General features: G+C 68.2%; 1 protein-coding gene. It reads right to left on the bottom strand.

What is annotated here, in order from left to right; translation table 11 throughout:
- Positions 1 to 929, bottom strand: a 929-nt coding sequence (vgrG, locus tag J7302_RS26280; RefSeq protein ID WP_215381780.1) for a type VI secretion system Vgr family protein, incomplete at both ends; no start/stop codon positions are given.

The following is a 929-nucleotide window of genomic DNA, read 5'->3' as shown; positions in this document are numbered from 1 at the left end:
GATCAGCTTCAGGCCGAGCTTGCGCACGAACAGGCTGACGCCCTCGCCCACGCCGATGAACAGGCGCTTGACCACGCTGATATCGGCCTCTTGGCCGGCGTTGATCATCAGGTTGCGCTGGGCCGCCAGTTGCAGGTGCTCACCGCTGGTCAGGGCGATGCCCTGCGGCGCGCTGACCAGCGCGACAGCCGCCTGCAACTGGTCAAGCCGCTCGCGCAGAAGCGCGAGTTGGGCGGTTACGTCGGCCGGATCGGCATTAACCCGTTCGGCATCGCGGGACAGCTGCTGCATCTCCTCGCCGGCCTGCTGCAGGCGAGTGACCGCTTCCTGCATGGCCAGGGCCTGGCCTTGTGCACGGGGTTGTTCGTCGGCACTGATGAACAGCCCCTTGCCCGCGCGAAGGGCGCCCCAGCCGTCGGTGCGCAGCTCGAAGCCTGCGCCGCGCTTCTGCCGCTGCCCGTCCACCAGGTGGCCGAGGTTGAGCTGGCTCTTGCCGCTGTGTTCGGTGCTGAGCTTGATGTGCTCCTGGCCGCAGGTGTCGTCCAGGCGCAGTTTGTTGTTGGCCGGGGTGCGCAGGACGTTGCGCTTGTAGTTCTTCAGGGTGACCAGGTCCGGGTGCTGGCTGTCGTGCAGGGCGAAGGCGATGAAGCCCCGGTCGGGGTCGCCGTGCTCGAAGGCGATGCCGACCTCGGTGCCCTGGATCAGCGGCAGGTGCAGGCCGTAGGTGTCGCCGGCATAGGGCCGCGCCAGGCGCAGCCACAGGCTTTCCTGGCCGGCGGGCCAGGTGTCCTGATCGAAGAGGAAGTTGACCTTGTAGCGGCCCTCCAGGTCGATGTGGCTGTAGAGGTCGTCGGGCTGCGGGCTGGTGACCCGGGCCGGGATGGTGCCGGCGATCACGGGCTTGGCCAGCAGCGCCGGACGGAAGCAGA

This window comes from Metapseudomonas boanensis, from assembly GCF_018704125.1.
In the GTDB taxonomy this organism is placed as follows: domain Bacteria; phylum Pseudomonadota; class Gammaproteobacteria; order Pseudomonadales; family Pseudomonadaceae; genus Metapseudomonas; species Metapseudomonas boanensis.
Note: the sequence above shows the minus strand (reverse complement) of the source record. Positions and strands in the feature narration are given on the sequence as shown.